The following is a 24,749-nucleotide window of genomic DNA, read 5'->3' as shown; positions in this document are numbered from 1 at the left end:
CCATGTTAGACACCTCCATCAGAGCGAGTGATCCAAATCACTCCCCTGTCGACAGGAGATGTCATCGTGTGGTCCGCATCGTCCATCCGCTTCGGAGCCTTCCTCGCCCCGTACCATCCGCTCGACGCCGATCCCGCCCTGCAACTCAGACGCGACATCGACCTCATGACACACCTGGACCACCTCGGATTCGAAGAAGCGTGGATGGGTGAGCATCATTCGACCGGCGCCGAGATCGTGCCGGCCCCGGACATGTTCATCGCGGCCGCCGCAGAGCGAACCGAGCGCATCCAGTTCGGCACAGGCGTGACGTCCCTGCCCTATCACCACCCGCTGATCACGGCCGACCGCATCACTCAGCTCGATCTGCAGACCCGCGGACGGCTCATCTTCGGCACCGGCCCGGGCAAGATCCCCCTCGATGCACACATGATGGGCATCAACCCGTCGGACCAGCGTCGTCGCCAGGGCGAAGCGCTCGAGGCCATTCTCGCGTTGCTCTGCGGCGAGGTCGTCAACATGGAAACCGACTGGTTCACGTTGCGTGACGCACGCGCACAGCTGCCCACATACCGTGCGGACGGCATCGAGACCGTGACAGCGTCGACGATTTCCCCCAACGGTTCGGTGCTCGCCGGCAAGAACGGGCTCTCCCTGCTCTCACTCGCGGCGAGTTCACCCAGCGGATTCGACGCACTGGATCGCAACTGGGATGTGTACGAGAAGGTCTCGGCCGAGCACGGCCACCACGCCGACCGGGCGACGTGGCGTGTGGTCAATCCGATGTTCATCGCCGAGACCCGAGCCGAGGCCGAGCGCGCCGTGAGCCGACGGATCGGATCGATGGCCTCCTACGTGAATCGACAGACCGGCCAGAACCCGGCCTGGGCAGATACACCTGCCGGAATCATCGACCAGTGGCGCAACGACACGCTCGGCGAGTTCGGTCAGGCGATCATCGGTACGCCCGAAGATGCGATTGCTCAGATCGAGCGTCTGATCGAGAAGACAGGAGGGTTCGGCACGTTCCTGATCCTTCACGTGGACATGGCGAGCTGGGAGGACACCAAACGCAGCTACGAATTGTTCGCCTCCGAGGTGGTCCCGCACTTCCGGAAGCGGAATGTCGGACGTCAGGCGAGCATGCAGTTCGCCGAGGACAACCGCGAATACCTGATCGGCGGGCTGGTCGGAGCGATCACCAAAGCCCATACCGACTACTACGGCCAACCGGCCGAGACGGGAGCTGTGCGCGCATGAGGGCCGTCCGATTCCACCAGGGAGAATTCGCCGTCGCCGAGATGGCCGACGCGCCGCCGTTGGCACCCCATCAGATCCGCATCGACGTCGTCGCCTGCGGAATCTGCGGCAGCGACCTGAGCATGTCGAAGGACCCGTGCCGATTCGTCGAGGTCGCACACAACGGTGGCTACCCGCTCGCCACCTTCGATCCAGACGCACCCGTGGTGCTGGGTCACGAATACGCGGGCATCGTCGCCGAGACCGGTTCTGCAGTAGACGATTTCATGATCGGTGATCGGGTGGCCGGCATCGGCTTGGCCACCGACACGGCTACCGGGATCCCGACGATCATCGGTTACTCGAACGAATACCACGGTGCGTTCGGCGATCACATCGTTGTCGACGCATTCTGGGTCCGCAAGGTTCCCGACCATCTGTCACTCGAGCACGCCACACTGGCCGAACCTCTACACGTCGGCGAGATGCATCTCCAGCAGTCCGGCCTCACCTCGGCCGATTCAGCGCTCGTCGTCGGTTGCGGGACGATCGGACTGGGTGCCATCGTCGCTGCGAAAGCGAGAGGGGCACAGATCGTCATCGCGTCCGAACCCTCCCCCAAACGCCGCGAGCTCGCCAAGAAGATGGGCGCGGACATCGTCGTCGACCCCTTCACACAGGATCCGATCGAACTGTGGAATCAGATGGTCGCCGAAGGCAACCCGCTCGTGGGCCAGGCCGCGAACGGCATCCTGATCGCCTACGAATGCAGCGGCCGGGCGGGGGTCATCGGCGAACTGATGCGCACCCTGCCGTTCAACTCGCGGATTCAGGTCCTGGCTGCGCCGTTCGGCGACGAGACCATCGTTCCCGTCATCGGGCAGTTCCGAAGGATCTCGATCAACTTCGGTCATGGCCCCTACGAGAACGCGTACGACATCACCCTTGCTCGGTTGGCCGCCGGCGAGATCGACGCCGAAGCGATCATTACCGGCCGTGTCGGGCTCGACGGAGTTTCGGACGCTTTTGCGGCTCTTCGCGCACCCGACGAGCACGTGAAGATCCTCGTCCTGCCCGCTGCAGGTCGTCCGGAATAGCGGTTGGTCCTGCTCTGTTGACGTAGGGGTGCCCGAACTCGGGCACCTCTACTTCTGGCTGTGCGAGCGTCGCCTGTTGGCGTATGCGCTCCGATACCAGGACAATGGCAGGGTTGGCGTCAGCCGACAACGCGGTGCAACGCTCTGTGGCTGCTGCGTTTGTTTCACTAGGAGGCTTCCGTGACCGACGGACCGTTGATCGTCCAATCCGACAAGACGCTGCTGTTGGAGGTCGACCACGAGCGCGCCGGCGATGCCAGGCAGGCAATCGCCCCATTCGCGGAACTCGAACGCGCCCCCGAGCACGTCCACACGTATCGCATCACTCCCCTGGCCTTGTGGAATGCCCGCGCCGCCGGACACGACGCCGAGCAGGTTGTCGACGCTCTGGTTTCGTTCTCACGATTCGCAGTTCCGCAACCGCTGCTGGTCGACATCGTCGACACGATGGCCAGGTACGGACGCTTGCAGCTGGTCAAGAGCCCGGTGCACGGCCTCATCCTGATCAGCCTCGACCGGGCAGTCCTCACCGAGGTGATGCGACACAAGAAGATCTCACCGATGCTCGGTGAGAAGGTCGACGACGACACGGTGATCGTCCACCCGAGCGAACGCGGCCGCCTCAAGCAGATGCTGCTCAAGGTGGGCTGGCCGGCCGAGGACCTCGCCGGCTATGTGGACGGCGAAGCGCACCCGATCGATCTCGCTTTCGAAGAGGGCCACTGGGAACTGCGCGACTACCAGCAGATGGCAGCGGATTCGTTCTGGGCCGGCGGCTCGGGCGTCGTCGTGCTGCCGTGTGGCGCCGGCAAGACGATGGTGGGCGCAGCAGCCATGGCAAAGGCCAAAGCCACCACACTCATCCTCGTCACCAATACCGTCGCCGGTCGTCAGTGGAAGCGTGAGCTCATCGCCCGCACGTCGTTGACCGAGGAAGAAATCGGCGAATACTCTGGCGAGCGCAAGGAGATTCGGCCGGTCACGATCGCCACTTACCAGGTGATCACGCGTCGTACGAAGGGCGAGTACAAGCACCTCGAACTTTTCGACTCCCGCGACTGGGGACTGGTGATCTACGACGAGGTCCACTTGCTGCCCGCGCCCGTCTTCCGGATGACGGCAGACCTGCAGTCGCGCCGCCGTCTCGGCCTGACCGCAACGCTGGTTCGTGAGGACGGCCGCGAAGGCGACGTCTTCTCGCTCATCGGGCCCAAGCGCTACGACGCTCCGTGGAAGGACATCGAAGCGCAGGGCTGGATCGCGCCGGCAGACTGCGTCGAGGTGCGAGTGACGATGACGGACGCCGAGCGCATGTCCTATGCCGTCGCCGAACCGGAGGAGCGCTACAAACTGTGCTCCACGGCGCACACCAAAATTGCTGTCGTGAAGTCCATTCTGGCGAAGCACCCCGATTCCCCGACCTTGGTGATCGGTGCGTATCTCGATCAGCTCGACGAACTCGGCGAAGCCCTGAACGCGCCGGTGATCAAGGGATCCACCAAGAACAAGGAACGTGAGATCCTGTTCGATCAGTTCCGTAACGGTGAGATCCAGACGCTGGTGGTGAGTAAGGTCGCGAACTTCTCGATCGACCTTCCGGAGGCGTCTGTCGCCGTGCAGGTTTCGGGAACCTTCGGATCGAGACAGGAAGAAGCTCAGCGGCTCGGACGACTGTTGCGACCCAAGCACGACGGCGGTCAGGCCCACTTCTATTCGGTGGTTTCCCGCGACACTCTCGATGCGGAATACGCGGCACATCGTCAGCGATTCCTCGCCGAACAGGGCTACGCCTACCGGATCACCGACGCCGATGACCTGCTCGGACCTGCAATCGGCTGAGCATTTCTGCAACACGTTGCAGAATCAAATGGACATACGTCCAGTTACCTGTAGAGTGTCCCCTGTCACAGTCGTGTCCATCGGCCGGGGGTCACCAGCACCATGCGCTCAGTTCCACGTCTACGGGGTCGGCTCGCCGGAACCATCTCGCTGCTGACTGCCGCCGTCGTCGTCGCCACGACAGGCGTCAGCGCCGCGGCACCGAGTCCTGCTCCTACCGCGCAGAACTCGGTGTACGCACTTGCGAACGGTTGCTTCGCGCTGCGCACCGAGTCTGGTGATTTCGTCCGTCGTGACGGGTCGGCGTACCTCACCGACGTAACGAAAGCCGCAGACGCCGAACCGTTCCGGCTACATGCGGCCCAGTTGGGTCGTTTCATGCTGTACGGCCCGGACGGGTCGATGCTCTCGCACGACGGCGCGGACTCGGTACTCGCCACTTCCGAAGCAACTCCCTCCACCGACTGGACCGTGATGTCCACCGGTGAATCGTTCGTTCTGACCGCGACCTCGAACGGCCGTCAACTGATCTCGCGCGATTTGATGCTCACGATGTCCGATCCCGGTGACGTTCCCGAATCTGCGTTCACGCTGATCCCGCGCGACGGCTGCGCCGACTTCCCCGAAGCGGAGGTGGGCGCAAACGGCGTTCCAGGAGAAATCGGACCGAACGGTGAAGTCACCGGATTCATCGACACACACGTGCACATGAACGCTTCCGAGTTCATGGGCGGAAACCTGCACTGCGGCCGACCTTTCGACCCTCAGGGCGTCACCGCAGCGCTCGTCGACTGCCCGGACCATCGACCCGACGGGATACCGGCGCTCCTCGAAAACGTTCTGTCGTACGGCAATCCCTTCGAAACTCACGACACCACCGGCTGGCCGAGTTTCGCCGACTGGCCGGCGCACGATTCACTGACGCACGAGCAGACGTACTACAAGTGGGTCGAGCGCGCCTGGCGTGGTGGTCTGCGAATCTTCACCAATCTCTTTGTCGCCAACCGTGTGCTGTGTGAGCTGTATCCGAGCAAGCGAAATCCCTGTGACGAGATGGAGACCGTCCGGATCCAGGCGCAGCAGACACGCGAACTCCAGGACTACATCGACGCCCAGTACGGCGGTCCCGGCCGGGGTTGGTTCCGCATCGTGAGCTCCCCTGAACAGGCCAGGCAGGTGGCCGCCGACGGAAAGCTGGCCGTCACCCTCGGGGTGGAGGTGTCCGAACCCTTCGGTTGCTCTGTGCGCAACGGTATTCCGCAGTGCACCGAGGACGACATCGACCGCGGCCTGGACGAGTTGTACGACCTCGGTGTTCGGCAGATGATCGTCACGCACAAGTTCGACAACGCCCTCGGCGGTGCCCGTTTCGACGGCGGCGTCACCGGAGTGGCCGTCAATATCGGCAACTACCTGGGCACCGGGGAGTTCTGGCAGTCGGAACCATGCACCGGCGTTGCCGAGGACAATGTGCTGCCCACCAAGGTCGACGGCGCACAGAATCTTCTCGCGGTACTCCCACCCGGAGTGACGCTTCCGGTGTACCCCTCTGGTCCGCAATGCAATTCGCACGGCCTGACCGACCTCGGCGCATACACGATCCGAGGTTTGATGGACCGAGGGATGATCGTGGACATCGATCACATGAGCGTCAAGACCGCCGAAGCAGCCCTCGACATTCTCGAAGCAGCGAACTATTCCGGTGTTGTTTCCAGTCACAGCTGGAGCGACCCGAGCCTCTACAAGCGGATCTACGCGCTCGGCGGATTTGTCGCCCTGTACGCCGGGCAACTGGACGCATCGGACGACAAGCCCGAGGAGCGTGGGTTCATCGACCAGTGGCGCGACGCACGGGCAATGCGAAGCGAGAACTACTACTTCGGTTTCGGCTACGGCGCAGACACCAACGGCTTCGGGCCGCAAGCCGCACCGCGCGGTGACGCCGCCGAAAATCCGCTCCAATATCCGTACACCGCCTTCGACGGCACCGTCATGGACCAGCAGCGCGCCGGCACCAGGGTTTTCGACGTGAACACCGACGGTGTTGCCCAGTACGGGATGATTCCCGACTGGATCGCGGACATGCGTATTGCTGCGGGCGCCGACGGTGACACGATCATCGAGGACATGAGCCGTGGCGCCGAGGCTTACCTGCAAATGTGGGAGCGCGCGCGAAACTAGCTACGCTGGTGGACGGCTCCCGGGAGATCGGGGGCCGGTCCTAGATCGTCCGGCACCACCCGAAGGATTTTTTCGTGGCTGACTTCCAGTTCACCGTCGACAAGGCCCACGCCAAGTCGGTCAACGACACACTGGCCGACGTACGCCGCCTGCAGATTTCTGCGGTGATCTTCGCGATCGTCCTCGCCGCGGTCGGAGCCTGGCTGATCAGCATGGGTGAGGTGTGGTCCATCATCATCGGCGCGGTCCTCGCCATCGGTGCGGCCAGTTCACTGTGGGTCGCCTTGTGGGCACCTCGCAAGGTGGGAAGCGTCGAATCTCTGTATGCGGACAACCCACTGGTTCCCGCGATCGTCACCGAGGTTCACCCTCGAGCGGCGACCCTGACGGCACTGATCGACATCGCGAAGCCGGCGGCCGGAGCACCGAAGTACGCGCTCGTCAGCCGCAATGTTCGACTCAATCCGAAGTGGCGAGTCGGCGACCGCATTCCGTCGGTGGCACTGCGTTCGGATCGTTCCACCCGCAGCAAGGCTGACACGTGGCAGATGGTCAGCCCCATGCCGATCGAGTGGGGAACCAAGGACTCGGCAGTGCTGGCACGCGCGATCGCAGCTGTCAGTGCGAGCGAGTGGAACTTCCTGCAGAGCCGGATCCCCGACTCCGAAGAAGTTCGCACCCACCCCGATCGCCGGGTTCTGATCAACCCGGCCGATCTTCCTGACTCCCTGCGCTAGCCCTAACGGTTACGCAAGCGCGGGCAGCACTTCCTTCTCGAACATCTCGATTCCCGACGTGTCGTACGCGGCCTCGGGGAAGTAGAAGATTGCGTACTCGAGTCCCTGTGCCTTGAGCGCCGACAGGTTCTCGATTATCTGCTCGGGTGTACCAACGGCGGGCATTCCGCGGAACGCATCGAGCGACGCATCGGCGGCAGCTTCGCCGACCAACGGCGTCAGTCTGTCCTTCAGTGTCTCCAACCGCTGAGCCACCTCGGCTTCCGTCGCGCCGATGGCCACGTTGTAGTTGGCCGAACGGACGATGGCATCGAAATCGGTACCGACGGTGTCGCAGTGCTTCTTCAGGATCTCGGACTTGTGCGCGAAGCCGGCCGGGGTGCCGTCGAAGTTTGTGTACTGCGCGTACTTGGCCGCGATCTTGAGTGTGACCTTCTCGCCGCCACCGGCAACCCAGATGGGAATTCCGCCCTCTTGCAACGGAAGTGGACGGCACAGCGCTCCGTCGACCTGGTAGTACTTGCCGTCGAGCGTCGAGCTGCCGGTCGACCACGCCTGCTGCATGATCTGGATTCCTTCGTCGAGGCGGCCCAGACGCTCACCGGCAGAGGGGAAACCGTAGCCGTACGCGCGCCACTCCTGCTCGTACCAACCGCCGCCGATGCCCATCTCGACGCGTCCACCCGTGATCAGGTCGGTGGTCGCGGCGACCTTGGCGAGGTACGCCGGGTTTCGGTAACTCATGGCGGTACACATCTGGCCCAGTCGGATACGCGAGGTCGACGCACCGAGTGCGGCCATCAACGTCCACGCCTCGTGAGTCGCTTCTTCCGTCGGTTGGGGAACGGTGTGAAAGTGGTCGTAGACCCACACCGACTCCCACGGCCCTGCCTCCGCGCGCAGCGTGAAGTCTCGCATCACCTCCCACTGCTTCGCGGGGTCGATGCCGACCAGGTCCAGACGCCAGCCTTGAGGTACGAACAGTCCGAATCGCATGTAGCGAGCCTACCTACAGTTTCCCGACGCGCGACCGGGGTGACACCCGCGGAGAATAGACCGGAATGAAGCGGAACATCATCGCCGCGCCGGCGAACGAAGTCGCGCCCAGTGCGGCAAATGCCCACCCGAGCGGGAACACCGCGGCGAGAAGACCGATCGCGAGCGGCCCACCGAACATGCCCGTGTCGTGCGTCAATCGCCATGCAGCGAGGAACTCGGCGCGCTCTTCGGGTGGGGCGATATCAGCACCGAGAGTCATGATCACGCCGTTGCCCAGTCCGTTGCCGATCCCCATCACGACAGCGACCACGGTCAATCCCACTGCGCCCGTCGAAAACGGCAACATCAGGTACGACACACCGATCACCGTCAGCGAAGGCACCGCGACCAACCTGCGGCCGTATCGGTCCATGATGTGTCCGGCCGGATACGAGCACAGCAGGTCCACGGCCGCACCGATACCGAAGATCACACTCACCTGGGCTGCATCCAACCCGAGGTGCAATGCCCACAATGGAAGAACGGCCTCACGCGAAGCCCGGGCGGCGCCCATCAGAAGGGAGCCTGTCCCGAGCGTGGACAGAGCGGCACGATGACGGCGAAGGATCTCCGGGAGGGTGACGTGCCCGTGATCGCTGTTGCCCGCCTGCACCTTTCGTGGCGGGTCGGGAACGCGGGCCATCAGCGCCCCGGCGAGCACGACGCCCACCAACTGGACGAGGAATCCTCCGCGTGCTCCCACCAGGAGAATCACGCCGGCACCGATGAGCGGTCCCAGGAAGAAACCCAACCGCCACATCGCGGCGAACGACGACATTGCTCGGGCCCGAAGACCGAGTGGCACGGTCTCGGCGAGGTAGCTCTGCCGCGCAAGGCCCCACACCGCATTCGCCAGTCCGGTCAACAGTGCGCCGATACCGAGCATCCACGGAGTCTGCGCAAGCAGACAGATCACCACTCCTGTTGCACCCAAAGAACTTCCGCCGATGATCGATCTACGCTCACCGAAACGCGACACTATCCGGCCGGCAGGGAGGTCACCGAGTACGGCACCCAAGCCACCGAGCGCAACGATCAGGCCGGCGACGGCGACCGATGCGCCCAGGTCGCGCGCGGTGACGGCCATGATGGGGGCAGCCGCACCCTGACCGATCCCGAAGATGGCCGCCGGCACGAAAACCGTTGTGACCAGTGGCTTGAGTCCGGCAATCGCCGGCTGTTCCTTGGGCAGTGTTTCCGTCACGCGCTCACTTCTGCCGCGTCAGCGGCCCGCGAGAACCGGTTCGCCGGACGATCGAGGCCGTAGTGGCCCCGCAGGGTCGATTCGGTGTACTCGGTTCGGAAGAGCCCACGCGCCTGCAGAATCGGCACGACCCGGTCGACGAACACCTCGAGCCCTCCGGGCAGATAGGGCGGCATGATGTTGAAGCCGTCCGCGGCGCCCTTGTCGAACCATTCGGTCAACTCGTCCGCGACCTGCTCCGGTGTCCCGGCAAATGTCCGATGCCCACGGCCACCGCCGAGTTTGCCGATCAATTCACGGACGGTGAGGTTTTCGCTCTCTGCAAGATCTTTGACGAGCTGGTATCGACTCTTGTTCCCTTGGATGCGATCGATGTCCGGCAACGGTGGCAGCGGGGCATCCAGAGAATGCTCGGTGAGATCGACACCCACCATGTTCGAGAGCTGGCGCAGCGAATACTCCGGAGAGATCAGGTCCGTGAATGACTGCTCCAGAGCCTTCGCTTCTTCTTCCGTATCCGCGATGAAGGGCACGATGCCCGGCAGCACCTTGATCTCGTCGGGACTACGCCCGTACTTGATCAGCCGCGCTTTGAGATCGTTGTAGAAATCCTGCCCCTGCTCGAGTGTTCGTTGAGCGGTGAACACGGCTTCGGCATACCTCGCCGCGAAATCCTTACCGCTCTCGGAGGAACCGGCCTGTACAAGCAGCGGACGTCCCTGTGGAGACCTCGGCGAATTGAGCGGGCCAGCCACCGTGAATCGTTGACCGTCATGGTCGATGCGATGGACACGATCAGGATCGGCGAAGATTCCGGTCTCTTCGTCCAGGACAACTGCCCCCTCTTCCCAGCTGTCCCAGAGTCCGAGCGTCACGTCGAGAAACTCCTCGGCGCGCTCGTAACGACCGCTGTGCGTCGGTACCGCATCGAGGCCGAAGTTCGCGGCCTCGTCGGCGCCGGCCGACGTCACGATGTTCCACCCGCCTCGTCCGCCACTGATGTGATCGAGGGAAGCGAACTTCCTTGCAAGAGTGTACGGATCGCTGTAACTGGTCGACGCGGTTGCAATCAACCCCACCTTCTCGGTGGCCGCAGCGATCGCCGACAGCAAGGTGACGGGTTCGAAGATCGCCTGAGTGTTGTATTTGACCCGCGGGCCGACTGCTAGACCGTCGGCGAAGAACACCGAGTCCAGCTTGCCACGCTCGGCGATTCTCCCCAGTTCCTGGAAGTGCTTGACGTCCAGAAGGTTGGCCGCATTTGTGCGTGGGTGGCGCCACGCCGCCTCATGATGGCCGACGCCCATCAGGAAGGCGTTCAGATGAAATTGTCGTTCGGACATGAGTTCGCAGAATCTTTCCGTGAAAGTGTGGTCAGGTGGTGACGCGCCAGCGCGAGAGCCGACGTTCGATCAGGACCAGAATCGCGTTGATTGTCAGACCCAACAACGAGATCGCGACGATGCCCGCATACATGTTCGGGATCTGGAAGTTGAGTTGGGAAGCGGTGATCAGATACCCGAGACCGGCTTTGGCCCCGACCATTTCGGCGGCGATCAGCACGAGAATCGACGACGCGGCGGCCATGCGGATACCCGTGAAGATCGTGGGAACTGCGGCGGGCAGAACCACCTTCTGGAACAGCCGAATCGAGGAGAACCCCAGCGAGGCAGCGGACTTGATCAGCAGGGGGTCCACTGTTCGCACACCGGAGATCGTGTTGAGCAGAATCGGGAAGGTGCAGGCGTAGATCACCAGGGCGATCTTCGATTCCTCACCGATTCCGAGAATCAGCACGAAGACGGGAAGCAGAGCCAAGGCTGCTGTGTTGCGGAACAATTCGAGAATCGGGTTGAGGAAGTCGGAGACCGGGCGGTACCAGGCGATCGCGATTCCCAACGGAATCGCGATCGCAATGGCCACGAAGAATCCGGTCAGGGCACGCGTCAGACTGGCCGAAACATGCTCTTGCAATTGTCCGTTCTCGGCGAGAGTGAAGAATGCGGACACAACTTCGGTGAAAGGCGGGAGGAAGACCTTGTCCACCAGCCCGAGCCGAGGTGCCGCTTCCCAGATCCCGAGGAAGATCGCGATCGCAATCGACGGCTTGGCAATCCGCCAGGCGGTGGAACCAATGTAGCGCGCCGCCTTGCCGCCGGCCTGGCTCCGCTGCGCAATGTCAGGTGTTTTGTCGGGCAACGGTTTCGGGGTGGCGACCACCTCCGGCGTCGCCAATGCGCTAGACATGTGCAACCTCCTTGGCAGGATCGAGTTCGCCGGCCCGAGCGCGCTCGACTTCACCGTGCAGCAGCGTCCAGATCCGGTGCCGGAACACACGGAACTCCTCACCTGATCGCACGTCGTCGCCGGACCGGTCGATGTCGATGTCGACGATCGTCTTGACGCGCCCCGGCCGCGAAGTCAGTACTGCAACACGTTGCCCAAGGTAGATGGCCTCGTCGATTCCGTGGGTGATGAACAGGATGGTCTTGCCGGTGGCCTTCCAGATGCGCAGAAGCTCGTCCTGCAGCGACTCTCGCGTCTGTGCGTCCAGCGCTGCAAATGGTTCGTCCATCAGCAACACTTCGGGATCGAATGCCAAGCTGCGGGCGATCGCGACTCGCTGCTTCATTCCACCGGACAACTCGTGCGGATAGCGATCCGCGAAACCTTGCAGACCGACCAGTTCGAGGTAATGCTCGGCGAGCTCGCGCCGCTCGCTCTTCTTCACGCCCTTCGCTTCGAGTCCGAACTCGATATTGTGACGTGCAGTTCGCCATGGAAGTAGCGCGTATTGCTGGAAGACGATTCCCCGATCCAAGCCTGGGCCCGTGATCTGCTTGCCGTCCAGAAGGATTCGACCGGAAGTGGGCGAACTGAGTCCTCCGAGGAGGTCCAGCAGAGTCGACTTGCCGCAACCACTCGGCCCGACGAGGACCAGGAACTCCCCCGGCGCCACGTCGATGTTGATGTCCTCGACCGCAGTGAAAACTTCGTCGGTCCCACGAATGTCGAACTGTTTGGTGACGTGCTCGAGCCGTAGTTTCGGTTCTGTGCTCATTTTGCTGCCTCCAGTGCCTGTCCGTCAGCGCCGCTGTCGGGTGAATACGTTCCGTTGGCGTACGGGTTGAATTCGTTGGTGTAGATGTCCGACGGCTTCAACTTTCCTTCTTCGAGTTCACCGTTACGGGTGAGCCAGTCGATCCACGTGCTGATCTCGGTATCGGTGATGGTTCCGCCGGGACCGGCAACTCCTGGGCTCTTCCAGTAGCTGATGAGCTTGGTGTCCTCGTTGCGTCCGCGGCTGTTGATGATCGACGTCAGCTTCGCGATCACTTCTTCTCGTGGGTGCGTCTGGGTCCAGCGAATGGCCCGTGCTGTTCCCTGTACGAAATCGGCGACCGCCTCCTTGTTCTGAGCGATGTAGTCGTCACGGAACACCAACGTGCCGTAGGTGAACGAGCCGAACAGCGATTCGTCGGTGAACAGCTCGCGAAGACCACCGCGTTCGAGCGCTGAGTCACGGAAGACCGAGCCGAGGGTGGCGACATCGATCTGTCCCTGCCGCAGCGCCTGTTCCGTGTTGACCGGCGGAACGACGATCAATTCAACCTGCTTGATCTCGTCAGGCGTAAGTCCCTGCCGCGCAAGCCACTCACGGACGACGAACTCGTGGTGCGCACCAAGGGTGTTCATCCCGACCTTCTTGCCGATCAAGTCCTTCGCCGACTTGATCGGACTGTCGTCGAGTACGTAGTACCCGTTGAAGCTCTCCTTGTCGGAGCCGTAGTACCCGATGACCGAGGTGATCGGTGAACCCGCGGAAGCCAACTTCACCACCGCACCGTTGAACGCTCCGCCGAACTCGGTTTGACCAGTCGCTGCGTTCTGAATGCTCTGAGGGCCGCTGGTCGTATCGCCGATCCAGTTGAGCTCCACGTCGTTGAAGTAACCGAGGTCAGCGGCCAGTTCGGGGTAGATGACCTGTCCGGTGCTGCCCTCGTACCGCAGGACGGTCTTGCCGTCGGCGGTCTTGACGACTTCGTCGGAGGAGCCCGAGCAGGCAACGGCAAGGCTGGACAGAGTGACAAAGGCGACGGCCGCGGCTACCGAGCGCGCGAAACGAGGGCGAATCATGAAGTTGCTTCCTGTAGAAGATGATTGGTTCAGTTCTCGGCTACACCTGTCCGGAGCGCCGTATGCGGCGCTCGGCACAGGCAGGTGTGGGGAATGTCAGTTCAACGACAACAGTTGAGCGACATGAGCGGGAAAGACCGAAACACGTGAGACTCCAATGAATGTGAAGACAGAATCGAGCCGTTAGCAGTGCCGAAACCATACGTCGGCACCCACTACCTGGGTCAACGGTTACATTCATGCCGGATTTAATGTGTGAGGTCCGTATCATGAGGGCATGCTTTCGCCGACGACTGCGCAGGACTTCGAGCAACACCGTGGCCACCTGACGTCGGTGGCCTACCGTCTCACCGGAAGTTTCAGCGACGCTCAGGATGCGGTGCAGGAGGCATGGATACGCTTGCAAGTCGCACAATCGAGACAAGGAAGCGACCTCGAGATCCGGGAGCTGCGCGGATGGCTCACCACTGTTGTCGGTCGGATCTGCCTCGATCATCTCAAATCGGCCGCAGTCAGAAGAGAAAGCTATGTCGGACAGTGGCTTCCGGAGCCGATCGTCACGCCCGTCGACGCCACCGCGGGCACACCCTCAGCGACACCCGATCCGCTGGAGTACGTCGTGACGCAGGAACAGAATCGTTTTGCTGCCCTCGTCGTCCTGGACACCCTTACTCCCGCTCAACGCGTTGCCTTCGTCCTGCATGACGGCTTCGACGTGCCCTTCGCCGAGGTTGCGCGCATCCTCGACATCGAAGTAGCCACTGCCCGTCAGTTGGCCTCGCGGGCCCGTAAAGCCGCAGCGTCGGCGCCGGTCCCGGTCAGTAGCGAGGAGCATGCTGCCGCCGTCGAACGATTGGTGACGGCTATCGCGAGTGGAGATCTGAACGCCGTGATCGATGCACTCGATCCCGATGCCGTCCTGATCGGTGACGCAGGCGGAACTACCCGCACGGCTGTCAACATTGTGCGCGGCAGCGATCGTGTGGCGCGGTTCTACCTGGGATTGGCCCGCAAGTACGGACCGGCAGCGGTGTTCTCGATGTCACCGGTTCTCGTCAACGGACGGCTCGGCGGTGTATTCGCCGGCTCACCAGGGGATGACCAGTACCCGAAGTTCGCCGCTCGCGTTGCCGGCTTCACTGTCCGCGACGGAGTTGTGTGCGCAGCCTACGACATTGCGAATCCAGCCAAGTTCAGCGCTGTGCCGATGCTCGATCACACCGAACCCGAACGCAAGTAGCGAGACTCCCATTCCTCGAGGTGTGATCTGGACACCTGCGTTCCGAACCACAGTCGGTGCAGTACATCCGATCCCAGATGATGCAATTCGGTGTGCGTCCTCCACTGCTGCGACGCCCACTCGGGTTCGTTGTGGGCGGCGTCGATCCCGGCCATCGCGCTACCTCGCAGTTCGAAGTCCAGGTCCCGTCGAAGCTCCGAAAGCTCCGACCAATTCGCCTGTGGTGCATAGTGCCTCGCGCGAATTTCAGTCAGTAGCTTGAACAGGACGCTACTCGCCCGTTCGTCGACCCAGATCAGAGTGCGTCGATGCGCACCGCGCCCCACCGTCCACAGGACCACCAACGCCACGACGACGCCGATTGCCGTCTCGAGCATGCGGCTGAGGATCAGATGTTGGACGGTCCCGTGCGCACCACCGGCCGCGCCGAGGAGAATCGCGAGGGCGGTGATGAAGATGACGGCTATCCCGTAATTCCGCACCAGGAAGAGCTCGATCCCGGCCATCAGGACAGCAAGTACCGCCACCAACCACAGACCGGTCGGACTCCAGGCGTAGATGGCACCCAACAGAATCAACCCGAGGACGGTTCCGCCGATGCGGTGAATTCCGCGATAGGTGCCCAGTATTCGATCCGGTCCTTGATGAAGGACCATCGCCGCGGCGATCACCGCCCAGTCCGGGCGATCGATGCCGAGCAGGACGGTGAGGGTTCCCGCGGCCATGCAGGCAATGGACAGCCGAAGTGCCGTGACCGACGCTCGGCTGGACGGATTGCAGGCGCGGAGGAACCGATATCGGATCGTCGGATCGGGCAGAGGCGGGTGAGCCCCGACCTCGTCGACGTCGAACGCGGGGTCCGCCATGAGCTCCGGATCGTGGTCGTCGGAGATCGCTCTGGCCATCGAGATCTGCGCTCGTTCGAGTTCACGGGTCAACGGGTGGTCTTTCCCGACGATTGCGCCGCGGTAAAGGCACTGCCACGCGTCGTGCAGCCGAAGTGCTGCAGCGTGGCGTTTGTCTCGCGTGAGTTCGGGTGGGGCGTACGCCGCCTGAGCGTCCGTGTACTCCGCAACGGCCGATACGGCTGCCTGTACAGCGCTGCGTTCGACAGCTCTCGGTGCCCACAGGATTCCCGTCATCGAGACGACCACCGCGCTGATCCCACCGATTGCCGTCCACATCGCGACCTCGACCGGCGGCTGGCCGGGAGTGGCGATCACGGAGCTGATCTCGGTGGTGAGCAACAGAAAGAACGCGCCCGGTGGACCCAATCGAAGCGCGTCGACGGTGAAGGCGCAGGTCGACACCACGACGGCCATGATCAGCACGACAAAGACGAGCAGCACCGTCGGCGCTCCCTCGGCGATGGCTCGGTGGACGGGCTCACCCACTGATGCCCCGATGAAGGACAGGATCGTCAGCGTCGTCGCGGCGATACCGACTGCCTTCCACCTGCTCCGGTACGGACGACCCTCACCGTAGATCGATGCAAATGCGCCGAGGCCGACCAGGAGCGAAGCAGACCCGAATCCGAGCAGTGTGGCGATGGCTGCCGGAATCGCCAGGGCGAGGGCGACGCGAACTGCTCCGGGGTACCGGTTTCCCACCGGTGGCAATCCGAACAGGACACTGCGCGCCGGCCGCGGAGCCGGGAGGTTGGACTCGTGACCCGCTGATGTTTCTTCGGGGTCCACTGCCCATCCTTCGCGCCGGCCTGTTCGTGTCTGTGTCCTCCCATTCTTGCGGGCGGCCGACGTGGAATTCGAGGCGGGTCCGGAGGTCGATTCGACCACCCCGTTATTGACACTCTGTCAACAGTGTGGATGATAGGTGGAGTCGGATCCGCTCGCGGGTCGCACTTCATCGATCGGGAGAATCACGATGACGCAAGGATCTACCGCAACCCGAACCACCGAACGCCGGTCCCCGTGGATGGACGACGAATTGGAGGCCGTGGCCGACCTGGCAAGGAACTTCTTCGCCAAACACGTCACACCGCATCAGAAACGCTTCGCGTCCCAGGGTTTTCCCGACAAATCCGCATATCGGGAACTCGGGACGCTCGGGCTCGCCGGCATGTCGATCCCCACCGAGTACGGCGGCGGAGGAGGAACGTTTGCGCACGACGCCGTGCTGTTCCACGAGCAGGTCATGGCGGGCGATCATTCACTCCAACTCGGCGTGCACTCGGGAATCGTGCCGCACTACCTCAATGCCTACGCCGATCACGAGCACAAACTGCGCTGGCTACCGAAGCTGGTGAGTGGCGAGTGGGTGGGCGCAATCGCCATGACCGAGCCCGGCACCGGATCCGACTTGCAGAACATCACCACCCGCGCCGTCCGCGACGGTGACGACTATCTGATCAGCGGCGCAAAGACATTCATCTCGAACGGTCGCAATTGTGATCTGGTGATCATTGCCGCCAAGACCGATCCCAGCCTCGGAGCGCGTGGAGTGTCGCTCATCGTGGCCGAGGTCGATGACAACACACCGGGTTTCGAGCGCGGGCGAATACTCGAGAAGGTCGGACAGAAGGGCCAGGACACCACCGAGCTGTTCTTCGAACGCTTGCGGGTGCCTGCAACAAACCTGCTCGGGGACCGCGAAGGCACGGGGTTTGCCCAGCTGATGCAGCAGCTACTGCCCGAACGATTGATCTGTGGGGTTGCAGCCACTGCGGCAATGGAGCGTGCCGTCGCCCTCACCGTCGAGTACACCAAATCCCGAAACATGTTCGGACAACCGCTCTTCGATCTGCAGAACACCCGCTTCGAACTTGCCGAGTGTGCGTCCATCGCTCGTATCTCACGAACATTCATCGACGACTGCATCGTCAAATACCTTGCCGGGCAGCTCGATGCGACTACCGCCGCGATGGCCAAGTACTGGCTCACCGACCAGCAGTGCGCCGTGATCGACCGCTGCGTGCAACTACACGGCGGGTACGGCTACATCCTCGAATATCCCATCGCTCAGATGTACGCCGACGCTCGTATTCAGCGAATCTACGCCGGATCGAACGAAGTCATGAAAGACCTCGTGGCGAGATCACTCTGAGCAATCAGGAATCCGCCTCGCACGCCGGCAGAACGTCACGCACGATGGCGAGCAAACTGCGTACCAGCAGAAGGTGCACCTGTTCGCGGTCGAGCGCTCCCGTCACCAACCACTGCTTACTGGCGGCCTTCGCCAATCCTCCGTACGCCACGATCATCGAATGAACAGCAGCCTCGCTGCCTTCGCTCGGTCGAATCGCGAGCGCATCCATCATGCGTCGCGCAGCAACGTCGTCAGCGTCCCGCAGGATCCGATCCATCTCGCGGTCACGGCGGAGGTCGTCGGACATGACTGTCGAGATCCACATGTCGCGATGACGCCAGGCGACGTCGAGCCACCGATCGATCACGGCGCCGATCCGCTTCTCCTGGCTCGCCGATCGCGGAATGCGGTCCACCGCCACTTCGGGAATGAAGACGAATCGCCGCACGACGTCGAGGTACAACTCCCGCTTGGAGCCGAAGTAATGATTGAGCAGCGGACGACCGACCCCGGCCGCCTTGGCCAACTCGGTCATCGAGACGTCGGCAAAAGACTTCTCCTCGAAAACCTTTGCCGCGCTGACAATGATCTGCTCACGCCGGTCTTCAGGACCGAGACGCTTTCCGCCTGTGGCCGACGCGGACGTCATTCTTTTCTCGCGGGCGTGCTGTTGACCGTCGCCTGCGCTTCGACCATGAGCGAAATGTGTTCCACCAAACGCTTTCGAGAGATCTTGGAGGACGGGGTGTGCGCCTGATAGATGAACGCGAGGGCACCGAACAGCCCCACCGAATTGAGTTCGGAGTTCGCGGAGTCGGTTGCCTCGCCGCCGTACATCAGCTCGAGCGACGCGGAGATCGGATTGGTGAACTCCGCCATCAATTCTCGCCCTCGATCCCACAGCGCAGGTTCCGCCTGGGATTCGACGAACATGATGCGTCCACGGCGCGGATCCTTGAATACGTAGGTGGTGAAGGCCTTCACCACGTGACGGATCAGGGCCGACGGTTCGGAAGGCGCCGCCTCGAGAGCGTCCAGAATAGTGTCGCGTGCCCCGAGAACGACCTCGTCGAGCACGGCGACCAGCAGTTCGTCACGATTGGCGAAGCTCTCGTAGAAGTACCGTTCGGTCAGCGCAGCCTCGCGGCAGGTCGCACGCATGGTCGCGGCGGCCGCACCCTCGGTGCCCATGATCTGCAGCCCGGCTTCGATCAGCCGTGCCCGGCGCGCGGCGCGGCGATCTTCTGGTTCCTGCCCACGCCACCTGCGCGGGCCGGTGCGCCGAGCCTCGGTATCCGTCATGTCCCCATGTTCTCACTGACCGGCACTGCTCTCGACCTCAGGTTATCGCGGCGACCTCGGCAAGCGAACTGACATCGCACGATGTCAATCAATTCAATTCTGACATCAATCGCTGTTGACATCACTTGATGTCAGACTTACTCTTCGTTCAGTTGTTCACGCACCAATCAGGAGGCGTCACACATGGTCGACATCGACCCAACCTCGGGGCCATCGGCCGGTGACGAGGAAACTCGAACTCGCCGAACACGAGTCGTCGTCATCGGAGCCGGTTTCGGCGGCATCGGAACGGCTGTCCGCTTGAAGCAGTCCGGGATCGACGACTTCGTCGTTCTGGAACGTGCCGCGGAGCCCGGGGGGACCTGGCAGGTCAATACCTACCCCGGTGCACAGTGCGACATCCCGTCGATTCTGTACTCGTTCTCGTTTGCGCCCAATCCGAACTGGACGCGGCTGTATCCGCTACAGCCCGAGATCTACGACTATCTCCGGGATTGCGTCCATCGCTTCGGACTGGCCGGTCATTTCCACTGCAACCAGGACGTGACAGAAGCTTCGTGGGACGAGCAAGCCCAGATCTGGCGGGTACACACTGCGGAAACCGTCTGGGAGGCACAGTTCCTGGTCGCGGCCACCGGCCCGTTCAGTGCCCCCGCCACACCCGACCTTCCCGGGCTCGAATCGTTTCGTGGTCAGATGTTCCACACCGCGGACTGGAACCACGACCACGACCTTCGCGGTGAGCGGATAGCCGTGGTCGGCACCGGCGCCTCTGCGGTGCAGATCATCCCCAGACTGCAACCGCTCGCGGACACGTTGACCGTGTTCCAGCGGACACCGACGTGGATCCTGCCGCATCCGGATCAGCCGATGACCGGCTGGCCAAGCGCTCTCTTCGAGCGGGTGCCGCTCACCCAACGACTGGCACGCAAGGGACTCGACCTGCTTCAAGAAGCCCTGGTACCCGGATTCGTGTACAAGCCGTCACTGCTCAAAGGGCTGGCCGCACTCGGCCGAGCACACCTTCGCCGGCAGGTGCGGGACCCGGAGCTTCGCGCAAAGCTGCTCCCCCACTACGCATTCGGATGCAAGCGTCCGACGTTCTCGAACACCTACTATCCCGCGCTGGCGTCACCCAATGTGGAGGTGGTGACGGACGGAATCGTCGAGGTGCAGGAGCGCGGAGTTCTCACCGCGGACGGCGCCTTCCGGGAAGTCGACACCATAGTCATGGGAACCGGCTTTCGGATGGGAGACAACCCGTCTTTCGACATCATCCGAGGCCAGGACGGCCGCAGCCTCGCGCAGACGTGGAACGGCAGTGCCGAGGCCTTCCTCGGCACCACTATCAGCGGTTTTCCGAACTTCTTCATGATCCTCGGCCCCAATTCCGTGGTCTACACCTCGCAGGTCGTCACGATCGAAACCCAGGTCGAGTACATCGTGAGCTGCATTCTTCAAATGGACGAGCGCGGCATCGGCAGCATCGACGTCCGCGCAGACGTGCAACGCGAGTTCGTACGCGCAACAGACCGCCGACTCGCCACCAGCGTGTGGAACGCCGGCGGGTGCAGTAGTTACTACCTCGTCGACGGCGGCCGCAACTACACCTTCTATCCCGGATTCAACCGATCATTCCGCGCCAGGACCAAACGAGCCGACCTCGCTCACTACGCGCAGGTACAACCCGTCTCGTCCGGAGCACTCACCACTGCTCGAGAAACCGTGAGGAGCCGATAATGCTCGGCATCAACGCCTTCCGAGGCACACCCGTCGTCGCACCGTCCGGCGCTCGCCGCTACACCGACGAAGCACATGCGATCGCCGCCCGTGACGTCGAATTCGACTGGGACGGCGTACCACTGCATTACGTGCCGAACGAACCGATGGTCACCCACGTCATCAACTTCATGCATCTCGTGTTACCCGAGGGAGAGCGCGCCATGTCCGCAACGCTCGCCGAAGCACTCCCGCTCATCGAGGACGCCCGCCTGCACGAAGAGGTGGTGGGATTCGTCGGCCAGGAAGCAACACACGCGTCGTCGCACAAAGGTGCACGCGAGCATCTTGCGGACCTCGGCATGGACATGAAACCGATGTCACGCCGGATGGACTGGCTCGTGGACAAGATATTGGGCGACAAAGGATTGACCGGAAAAGCCAAGCACGCCTGGCTCTGTGAACGTCTCGGCTTGTTTGCCGCCATGGAGCACTACACGGCAGTGGTCGGGGAATGGCTGCTCACCGATCCCGCCCTCGAAGATGCCGGCATGCACCCGATGATGCTCGACATGGTGAAGTGGCACGGCGCCGAGGAAGTCGAACACCGCAACGTAGCCTTCGACGCCTACATGTACGTGGACGGCAGCTACGCCAGACGTGTTCGCACGGCGCTGCTGGCCAGCTTCACGTTGTTCGTGCTGTTCATCGCCTCGATGAACTACCTGTTCCGACAGGACCCGTCCGCGACGAAAGGCCGACTGTGGCCTCTCCAACTGATAAGCGCCACCCGTCGTGGCCTGGTACCCAACATGAAATTCCTGATCACCGAGATTCCTCCGTATCTGCGGCCGAGCTTCCATCCTTCCCAGATCGGGGACATGGACGTCGCCATGCGTTACCTCGCTCGCTCGCCTGCTGCCAATCGTTCTTCCGAAGCGAGCGCAGGATGAACAAGACGACTGCCGACAGTTCCCACGACGCACCCGACTTCACACCGACCCGGTCGTTGAGGTTTGCCGCGCAAGCCACCGGCGCATACCGCCGAATCTTTGCAGCAAGTCCAGCAGCGCACATACTTTCGCGCCCCAGCCCGGTCCGCTACAGCGGGTTCGACATGACTCTGGACGTGAAGTCCGTCCGGTCAGAGTGCGACGACGTCCTGAGTGTCACCTTGACCCCGAGGGAAGGAATCACCCTTCCGTCGTGGATTCCCGGCGCCCACCTCGACATCTTTCTCCCCTCGGGAAGGCAACGACAGTATTCGCTGTGCGGCGACCCCGACGACTTGTCCTCGTATCGGATCGCCGTCCGGAGGATCGACGAGGGTGGGGGCGGCTCGCGCGAGATACACGAGTCGCTGAAACCCGGCATGGTTGTGGACGTCCGAGGGCCACGCAACGCATTTCCGTTTGTCGCGGCTCCGTCGTACCTCTTTGTTGCGGGCGGAATCGGGATCACTCCGCTCCTTCCCATGGTGCAACGTTGTCACCGCCGCGGAATCCCATGGCGTTTGGATTATCTCGGACGAACTCGGACGGCCATGCCATTTCTCGACGAGATCGAGGAATACTCCAGCGGCCGGGTAACCATCCGACCGGACGACGAGTTGGGCCCGACGGATATCGAAACACTGGTCGCTGCTGCGGATCCCGGTGCCGCGGTGTACACGTGCGGACCGGCGCCGCTGATGAACATGGTGCGCGCGGCGACCTTCGCCGGCAATCCGACCGGATCGGTGCACAGCGAGAGGTTCTCCCCACTCCCGGTAGTCGACGGCAAGGAGTTCACGGTGCATCTGGCGCGCACCGGTCTCACCGTCGATGTGGGCGAGTCCGAAAGTGCTTTGGCTGCGATACGACGTGCACTTCCCGGAGTCGCGTATTCCTGCCAACAGGGCTTCTGCGGTACGTGCAAGGTTCGGGTGCTCTCGGGGAGCGTCGATCATCGAGACACCTTGCTCACCGAATCCGAACGTGCCGATTCGATGTTGACCTGTCGATCACGTTCCACCGGTGCTTCTTTGGTGGTGGACCTGTGAGGGGAAAATTCTCTCTTGCGGCAGCCGACGCAGACTTCGTCCGATCCGCGCCGCTGGTGATCACTCACCGGATCGAATCCGAAGCGACGTGCGAAAGCTTGTGGCAGACGTTGACCGCGGACGGAGCGCTCACGTCGTGGGCGCGCGGGATCACCGGAGCCGACTGGACCTCGGCCAGACCATTCGGCATCGGGACTACCCGAACCGTGCGCGCCGGCGCTTTTGCTGCACTGAACGAGAGATTCTTCCGCTGGGACGAGGGGCACCGAATGACGTTCTACGTGGAGTCGGCGTCACTGCCGGGGTTCAAACGCTTCGCCGAAGATCTGGTGCTGGAACCGACTTCGACTGGCAGCCGCCTCACCTGGACGTTCGCTGTCCAAGCGCAGCCGTTGTTCGCCCCGATTCTGTCTCTGTCCCGACCGATCCTCGAACGCGTCACTCGCAGCTGGGCCGACGGCGCCGTCCACCACACACTTCAAGGAACTCCACAATGACGGCGACCGAGATCGACACGACTACACAGGCGTCCGACGACACGGTGACACAGGCAGTGCGCGACGCCCGAACTGCTTCCGAGTGGTGGGCAGAACTGACATTCGAGCAACGCGCTCGTCGACTGGATCGGTGGCGTGGAATCATCGCTCGTCGAGCATCCGAACTCGCCGACGTCGTGCACCGGGACATGGGCAAGCCGCACCCTGACGCGATGCTCGAAATCGCCATGGCACTCGAACATCTCGCGTGGGCGTCGAAGAATGCCCGAAAGGTATTGGGCAGGCGCAGCGTCCGCTCCAGTTTGTTGACGGTCAATCAGGCCGCCTCGGTGGAGTATCGACCTCTCGGGGTGATCGGTGTGATCGGTCCGTGGAACTATCCGGTCTTCACCCCGCTCGGTTCGCTCTCGTTCTCGCTGGCTGCAGGCAATGCCGTGGTCTACAAGCCGAGTGAGTTCGCCCCGGCAGTCGGGCAATGGTTGGTCCGAGCGTTTGCCGAGGTCGTCCCTGAACATCCTGTGCTGCAAGTTGTCACAGGCGACGGTTCAGTCGGCGCGGCACTGTGCCTGGCCGGTGTCGACAAGATCGGGTTCACCGGATCGACCGCGACGGGCAAGAAAGTCATGGCAGCGTGCGCCGGGCCCCTCACACCGGTGTTGATGGAATGTGGCGGTAAGGACGCACTCATCCTTGATGCCGACGGAAATGTTGGTGCCGCCGCGGATGCTGCGGTGTGGGGCGCATTATCCAACTCCGGTCAAACCTGTCTGGGCGTCGAGCGTGTATACGTGCACGAACAGGTCTACGACGAGTTTATCGACAAGACAATCACTTTGGCTGCCCGAGTTCATGCCGGTCCGGGTGCCGAGGACAAGATCGGTCCGATCACCATGCCCGCGCAAGTGGCTGTAATCCGGCGCCACATCGACGACGCGGTGTCTCGAGGTGGACGTGTCGTTCTCGGAGGGCTCGGCTCGATCTCCGGCCAGTATGTGCAACCGACCATCATGGTCGACGTCCCCGAAGACAGCCTCGCCGTCACGGAGGAAACTTTCGGCCCGACGATGACGATCACCAAGGTCGCCTCGATGGACGAGGCTGTGGAGTTGGTCAATGCGTCGCCATATGCATTGGGAGCAAGCGTGTTCGGCAAGGATGGAGTGGCTGTTGCCGATCGGCTCCGATCCGGAGGAGCGTCGGTGAACTCTTACGTGATGTATGCCGCGGTTCCCAACCTGCCACTGGGTGGGGTCGGAGCATCTGGTTTCGGACGCGTTCACGGCCCAGATGGTCTGAAGGAGTTCACCTATGCCCGGTCGATGACCAGGCAACGATTCCGTTCGCCCCTACCACTGACGACGTTTCGACGGACCGCCCGAATCGAGTGGCTGGTCAAGGTTCTCATCCGCGCGCTACACGGAAGGCACTGAAGC

At 62.6% G+C, this 24,749-nt stretch carries 21 protein-coding genes; 12 read left to right on the top strand and 9 right to left on the bottom strand.

The genetic code is table 11. The annotated features are described in order from the left end of the window. Positions 1-66 precede the first annotated feature (66 nt). The 5 genes from AC1DWA_RS02470 (at position 67) to AC1DWA_RS02450 (ending at position 7,093) form a co-directional block, all read left to right on the top strand. Positions 67-1,260 (top strand): LLM class flavin-dependent oxidoreductase, encoded by a 1,194-nt coding sequence (locus AC1DWA_RS02470; protein WP_477846842.1) that lies wholly within the window; start codon positions 67-69, stop codon positions 1,258-1,260. Further along, a complete protein-coding gene (locus tag AC1DWA_RS02465; protein WP_019744946.1) occupies positions 1,257-2,336 on the top strand; it encodes an alcohol dehydrogenase catalytic domain-containing protein in 1,080 nt (359 codons plus the stop codon). Before AC1DWA_RS02470 ends, AC1DWA_RS02465 begins: the two co-directional genes overlap by 4 nt. Before the next feature lie 180 nt (positions 2,337-2,516). Further along, entirely contained in the window at positions 2,517-4,175 is a 1,659-nt protein-coding gene (locus AC1DWA_RS02460; RefSeq protein ID WP_477846841.1) for a DNA repair helicase XPB, read from the top strand. 102 nt (positions 4,176-4,277) lie between these two features. Beyond that, entirely contained in the window at positions 4,278-6,356 is a 2,079-nt protein-coding gene (locus AC1DWA_RS02455) for an amidohydrolase family protein (RefSeq protein WP_097387005.1), read from the top strand. Positions 6,357-6,430: 74 nt separating this feature from the next. After that, on the top strand, positions 6,431-7,093 hold the full coding sequence (locus AC1DWA_RS02450) for a DUF3239 domain-containing protein (RefSeq protein WP_020970500.1): 663 nt from the start codon (positions 6,431-6,433) through the stop codon (positions 7,091-7,093). Between the two features lie 9 nt (positions 7,094-7,102). Here the strand turns inward: AC1DWA_RS02450 and AC1DWA_RS02445 are convergent, their stop codons facing one another. The 6 genes from AC1DWA_RS02445 to AC1DWA_RS02420 are packed head-to-tail and all read right to left on the bottom strand — an operon-like array spanning position 7,103 to position 13,472. Beyond that, positions 7,103-8,089, bottom strand: coding sequence for an LLM class F420-dependent oxidoreductase (locus AC1DWA_RS02445; RefSeq protein WP_019744950.1), 987 nt, complete (start codon positions 8,087-8,089; stop codon positions 7,103-7,105). A gap of 13 nt (positions 8,090-8,102) precedes the next feature. Next, complete coding sequence (locus AC1DWA_RS02440; protein WP_021332205.1) at positions 8,103-9,335, bottom strand: MFS transporter; 1,233 nt, start codon at positions 9,333-9,335, stop codon at positions 8,103-8,105. Further along, complete coding sequence (locus tag AC1DWA_RS02435) at positions 9,332-10,678, bottom strand: LLM class flavin-dependent oxidoreductase (protein WP_019744952.1); 1,347 nt, start codon at positions 10,676-10,678, stop codon at positions 9,332-9,334. The genes AC1DWA_RS02440 and AC1DWA_RS02435 overlap by 4 nt, the downstream gene beginning before the upstream one ends. A 31-nt stretch (positions 10,679-10,709) precedes the next feature. Next, the gene (locus AC1DWA_RS02430; RefSeq protein ID WP_019744953.1) at positions 10,710-11,582 is read right to left on the bottom strand and encodes an ABC transporter permease; all 873 of its coding nucleotides are present in this window, start codon (positions 11,580-11,582) and stop codon (positions 10,710-10,712) included. Further along, positions 11,575-12,396: an ABC transporter ATP-binding protein gene (locus AC1DWA_RS02425; RefSeq protein ID WP_003940477.1), complete on the bottom strand. Its 822-nt coding sequence runs from the start codon at positions 12,394-12,396 to the stop codon at positions 11,575-11,577. Before AC1DWA_RS02425 ends, AC1DWA_RS02430 begins: the two co-directional genes overlap by 8 nt. After that, positions 12,393-13,472, bottom strand: coding sequence for an ABC transporter substrate-binding protein (locus AC1DWA_RS02420; protein WP_019744955.1), 1,080 nt, complete (start codon positions 13,470-13,472; stop codon positions 12,393-12,395). Before AC1DWA_RS02420 ends, AC1DWA_RS02425 begins: the two co-directional genes overlap by 4 nt. A gap of 277 nt (positions 13,473-13,749) precedes the next feature. Between AC1DWA_RS02420 and AC1DWA_RS02415 the strand changes: the two genes are divergently transcribed. Further along, on the top strand, positions 13,750-14,712 hold the full coding sequence (locus AC1DWA_RS02415; RefSeq protein ID WP_060938147.1) for a sigma-70 family RNA polymerase sigma factor: 963 nt from the start codon (positions 13,750-13,752) through the stop codon (positions 14,710-14,712). On the opposite strand, the gene AC1DWA_RS02410 is transcribed toward AC1DWA_RS02415, so the two are convergent. After that, the gene (locus AC1DWA_RS02410; RefSeq protein ID WP_477846839.1) at positions 14,688-16,409 is read right to left on the bottom strand and encodes an FUSC family protein; all 1,722 of its coding nucleotides are present in this window, start codon (positions 16,407-16,409) and stop codon (positions 14,688-14,690) included. The two genes, AC1DWA_RS02415 and AC1DWA_RS02410, sit on opposite strands and share 25 nt — an antisense overlap. Positions 16,410-16,596: 187 nt before the next feature. Here AC1DWA_RS02410 and AC1DWA_RS02405 point away from each other — a divergent pair, with 187 nt between their 5' ends. Further along, entirely contained in the window at positions 16,597-17,775 is a 1,179-nt protein-coding gene (locus tag AC1DWA_RS02405; protein ID WP_477846838.1) for an acyl-CoA dehydrogenase family protein, read from the top strand. A 4-nt stretch (positions 17,776-17,779) separates the two neighbouring features. Here the strand turns inward: AC1DWA_RS02405 and AC1DWA_RS02400 are convergent, their stop codons facing one another. Beyond that, on the bottom strand, positions 17,780-18,406 hold the full coding sequence (locus AC1DWA_RS02400) for a TetR/AcrR family transcriptional regulator (RefSeq protein WP_477846837.1): 627 nt from the start codon (positions 18,404-18,406) through the stop codon (positions 17,780-17,782). After that, complete coding sequence (locus tag AC1DWA_RS02395) at positions 18,403-19,059, bottom strand: TetR/AcrR family transcriptional regulator (protein WP_477846836.1); 657 nt, start codon at positions 19,057-19,059, stop codon at positions 18,403-18,405. Before AC1DWA_RS02395 ends, AC1DWA_RS02400 begins: the two co-directional genes overlap by 4 nt. A gap of 183 nt (positions 19,060-19,242) precedes the next feature. Here AC1DWA_RS02395 and AC1DWA_RS02390 point away from each other — a divergent pair, with 183 nt between their 5' ends. The 5 genes from AC1DWA_RS02390 to AC1DWA_RS02370 are packed head-to-tail and all read left to right on the top strand — an operon-like array spanning position 19,243 to position 24,746. Continuing rightward, positions 19,243-20,799, top strand: a complete 1,557-nt coding sequence (locus AC1DWA_RS02390; protein ID WP_477846835.1) for a flavin-containing monooxygenase — start codon at positions 19,243-19,245, stop codon at positions 20,797-20,799. After that, on the top strand, positions 20,799-21,731 hold the full coding sequence (locus tag AC1DWA_RS02385) for a metal-dependent hydrolase (RefSeq protein WP_195790563.1): 933 nt from the start codon (positions 20,799-20,801) through the stop codon (positions 21,729-21,731). Before AC1DWA_RS02390 ends, AC1DWA_RS02385 begins: the two co-directional genes overlap by 1 nt. After that, positions 21,728-22,819, top strand: coding sequence for a PDR/VanB family oxidoreductase (locus tag AC1DWA_RS02380; RefSeq protein WP_020908820.1), 1,092 nt, complete (start codon positions 21,728-21,730; stop codon positions 22,817-22,819). Before AC1DWA_RS02385 ends, AC1DWA_RS02380 begins: the two co-directional genes overlap by 4 nt. Further along, the gene (locus tag AC1DWA_RS02375; protein ID WP_477846834.1) at positions 22,816-23,316 is read left to right on the top strand and encodes an SRPBCC family protein; all 501 of its coding nucleotides are present in this window, start codon (positions 22,816-22,818) and stop codon (positions 23,314-23,316) included. Before AC1DWA_RS02380 ends, AC1DWA_RS02375 begins: the two co-directional genes overlap by 4 nt. Then, a complete protein-coding gene (locus AC1DWA_RS02370; RefSeq protein ID WP_477846833.1) occupies positions 23,313-24,746 on the top strand; it encodes an aldehyde dehydrogenase family protein in 1,434 nt (477 codons plus the stop codon). Before AC1DWA_RS02375 ends, AC1DWA_RS02370 begins: the two co-directional genes overlap by 4 nt. The last annotated feature ends 3 nt before the right edge of the window (positions 24,747-24,749 follow it).

It is taken from the genome of Rhodococcus sp. P4_F3_2 (assembly GCF_056401335.1).
This window is presented reverse-complemented; position numbering and strand designations above follow the sequence as displayed.

Bases quoted from the DNA above. Each gene is read 5' to 3' on its own strand.
- AC1DWA_RS02455 (WP_097387005.1), top strand. From the start codon at position 4,278: ATGCGCTCAGTTCCACGTCTACGGGGTCGGCTCGCCGGAACCATCTCG.
- AC1DWA_RS02400 (WP_477846837.1), bottom strand. From the start codon at position 18,406: ATGACGTCCGCGTCGGCCACAGGCGGAAAGCGTCTCGGTCCTGAAGAC.
- AC1DWA_RS02425 (WP_003940477.1), bottom strand. From the start codon at position 12,396: ATGAGCACAGAACCGAAACTACGGCTCGAGCACGTCACCAAACAGTTC.
- AC1DWA_RS02395 (WP_477846836.1), bottom strand. From the start codon at position 19,059: ATGACGGATACCGAGGCTCGGCGCACCGGCCCGCGCAGGTGGCGTGGG.
- AC1DWA_RS02405 (WP_477846838.1), top strand. From the start codon at position 16,597: ATGACGCAAGGATCTACCGCAACCCGAACCACCGAACGCCGGTCCCCG.
- AC1DWA_RS02435 (WP_019744952.1), bottom strand. From the start codon at position 10,678: ATGTCCGAACGACAATTTCATCTGAACGCCTTCCTGATGGGCGTCGGC.
- AC1DWA_RS02445 (WP_019744950.1), bottom strand. From the start codon at position 8,089: ATGCGATTCGGACTGTTCGTACCTCAAGGCTGGCGTCTGGACCTGGTC.
- AC1DWA_RS02390 (WP_477846835.1), top strand. From the start codon at position 19,243: ATGGTCGACATCGACCCAACCTCGGGGCCATCGGCCGGTGACGAGGAA.
- AC1DWA_RS02380 (WP_020908820.1), top strand. From the start codon at position 21,728: ATGAACAAGACGACTGCCGACAGTTCCCACGACGCACCCGACTTCACA.
- AC1DWA_RS02465 (WP_019744946.1), top strand. From the start codon at position 1,257: ATGAGGGCCGTCCGATTCCACCAGGGAGAATTCGCCGTCGCCGAGATG.
- AC1DWA_RS02385 (WP_195790563.1), top strand. From the start codon at position 20,799: ATGCTCGGCATCAACGCCTTCCGAGGCACACCCGTCGTCGCACCGTCC.
- AC1DWA_RS02370 (WP_477846833.1), top strand. From the start codon at position 23,313: ATGACGGCGACCGAGATCGACACGACTACACAGGCGTCCGACGACACG.
- AC1DWA_RS02420 (WP_019744955.1), bottom strand. From the start codon at position 13,472: ATGATTCGCCCTCGTTTCGCGCGCTCGGTAGCCGCGGCCGTCGCCTTT.
- AC1DWA_RS02415 (WP_060938147.1), top strand. From the start codon at position 13,750: ATGCTTTCGCCGACGACTGCGCAGGACTTCGAGCAACACCGTGGCCAC.
- AC1DWA_RS02430 (WP_019744953.1), bottom strand. From the start codon at position 11,582: ATGTCTAGCGCATTGGCGACGCCGGAGGTGGTCGCCACCCCGAAACCG.